The organism is Endozoicomonas sp. SESOKO3, assembly GCF_024606255.1.
This window is the reverse complement of the sequence record NZ_JAHHPR010000297.1, coordinates 1-2284: the sequence shown is the minus strand read 5'-3', so window position 1 is coordinate 2284 and position 2284 is coordinate 1. Positions and strand designations below refer to the sequence as shown.

The window sequence follows — 2284 nt, the reverse complement described above, 5'->3', positions numbered from 1 at the left end:
TTCTCCTCACAAAACCGAATTTTCGTCCTCAATTTTCTGCCGTCCTCGCTACGGGGTCGCCAAGACGGGGTCGCCTGGATGGGCGCTATTCTCTATTTTATTGACAGGCTTCTTCCAGCATCGCCACAGCCGGGAGCTTCTTGCCTTCTACAAACTCCAGGAAGGCACCGCCGCCCGTAGAAATGTAAGATACTCGGTCTTTAATTCCGTACTTGTCGATTGCGGCCAGAGTATCACCTCCACCGGCGATAGAGAAAGCGTCAGACTCGGCAATAGCCAGAGACATGGAGCGAGTGCCTTCACCAAATTGGTCAAATTCAAAGACACCCACAGGGCCATTCCAAAGAATGGTTTTAGAGGACTTCAGAACTTCATTGAACAGTTTCCGGGTTTGGGGGCCTACGTCTAAGATCATGTCGTCGTCTTCTACTTCTGATACCCGTTTAACGACAGCGGTTTCATTTTCATCAAATTTCTTACCGCAGATTACATCTACAGGCATAGGTACGTTAACCTTTTCCATCAGTGCCCTGGCATTGGGGATCAGATCTTCTTCGTAAAGGGATTTACCGACATTGTGACCGGCAGCAGCGAGAAAGGTGTTGGCGATACCGCCGCCCACGATCAACTGATCGCAGACGTCAGACAGGGATTCCAACACCGTCAGTTTGGTGGAAACTTTGGAACCACCGACGATGGCACACATAGGACGCTCAGGATTTCCCAGCGCTTTACCCAGTGCCTCCAGCTCACCCGCCAGCAACGGGCCTGCACAGGCAATTTCAGCAAATTTACCCACGCCGTGAGTCGATGCCTGAGCACGGTGAGCGGTACCGAATGCATCCATTACATAGACATCGCACAGGGCTGCCATTTTTTTAGACAGTGCTTCGTCGTCCTTCTTTTCACCCTTATTGAAACGTACGTTCTCAAGAATGACCAGTTCACCGTCGGCAACGTCAAAACCACCGTCAACCCAGTCTTTGATCAGGCGTACTTCTCTGCCCAACAACTCGCCAATGTAGTCCGCAACGGGTCTTAGGGAGAACTGCTCGTCGTACTCACCTTCAGTCGGGCGACCCAGATGTGAGGTTGCCATGACTTTGGCACCTGATTCCAGAGCGCGCTTAATGGTGGGCAGAGAAGCGAGGATTCGTGCATCGCTGGTGACTTTGCCGTCTTTGACTGGAACGTTGAGGTCTTCACGGATCAGGACCCGTTTGCCAGTCAGATTCAGGTCGGTCATTTTCAATACGTTCATCAGGGTCTCTCCCTACGCACGGGTTCAATAAAGTTCGACTGCTGTCAGGAAGAGACAGCAGTGCCAAGGGGTAGAATTGGCATGGACAATAGCACAAAAAAATCACACCCGGTACGTACTCTTGGCCAGATATGACGTCAACCAACAGGGTTTTCAGGCGTTGACGCAGGGCAAAAAAAACTCCATTGAAATATCATTGATCAACAGAGTTGGAAGGAAGGTATAACAGAATTGAACAGGTCTCACGAGGGCTGCTTAAAGCAGCCCCTCAGCAGAGTTTTACTGATTACAGACCCGCCGCGGCTCTCAGGATGTCAGCCTTATCGGTGCGTTCCCAGGAAAATGCTTCCTCTTCACGACCGAAGTGACCGTATGCTGCAGTAGCCTGATAAATTGGACGCTTCAGATCCAGCATGTCGATCAGACCTTTCGGACGCAGATCGAAATACTCATGAACCAGCTCTTCAATTCTGGCATCAGCAATCTTGCCAGTGCCGAAAGTATCAATAGCGATAGACGTTGGCTCCGCGACACCAATCGCATAAGACACCTGAATCTCGCACTTGTCAGCCAGACCGGCAGCCACGACGTTTTTGGCCACGTAGCGACCTGCGTAAGCAGCGGAACGGTCAACCTTTGAAGGATCCTTGCCGGAGAAGGCTCCGCCACCGTGACGAGCCATACCACCGTAAGTATCTACAATGATTTTGCGCCCCGTTAGACCACAGTCACCCACTGGGCCACCAATCACGAAAATACCGGTTGGGTTGATGTGGTAACGGGTGTCTTCATGAAGCCATTGTGCAGGCAGAACCGGCTTGATGACTTTTTCCAGAATTTCTTTTTGCAGCTCTTCCTGAGAGATGTCAGGATGGTGCTGTGTTGAGAGAACCACGGCATCCACACTCTGCACTTTGCCTTCGCTGTCGTAACGCATCGTGACCTGGCTTTTGGCATCCGGACGCAACCAGGGCAGAGTACCATTTTTACGCAGCTCGGCCTGACGCTTAACCAGCTCGTGAG

At 51.4% G+C, this 2284-nt stretch carries 2 protein-coding genes; both read right to left on the bottom strand.

The genetic code is table 11. The features are described from left to right. Positions 1–97 precede the first annotated feature (97 nt). Entirely contained in the window at positions 98–1261 is a 1164-nt protein-coding gene (locus KDK18_RS05340; protein ID WP_257253737.1) for a phosphoglycerate kinase, read from the bottom strand. 286 nt (positions 1262–1547) lie between these two features. Beyond that, positions 1548–2284 (bottom strand): methionine adenosyltransferase (gene metK / locus KDK18_RS05335; protein WP_257253736.1); only part of this gene is annotated, 737 nt, incomplete at its 5' end.

Bases quoted from the DNA above. Each gene is read 5' to 3' on its own strand.
- KDK18_RS05340 (WP_257253737.1), bottom strand. From the start codon at position 1,261: ATGAACGTATTGAAAATGACCGACCTGAATCTGACTGGCAAACGGGTC.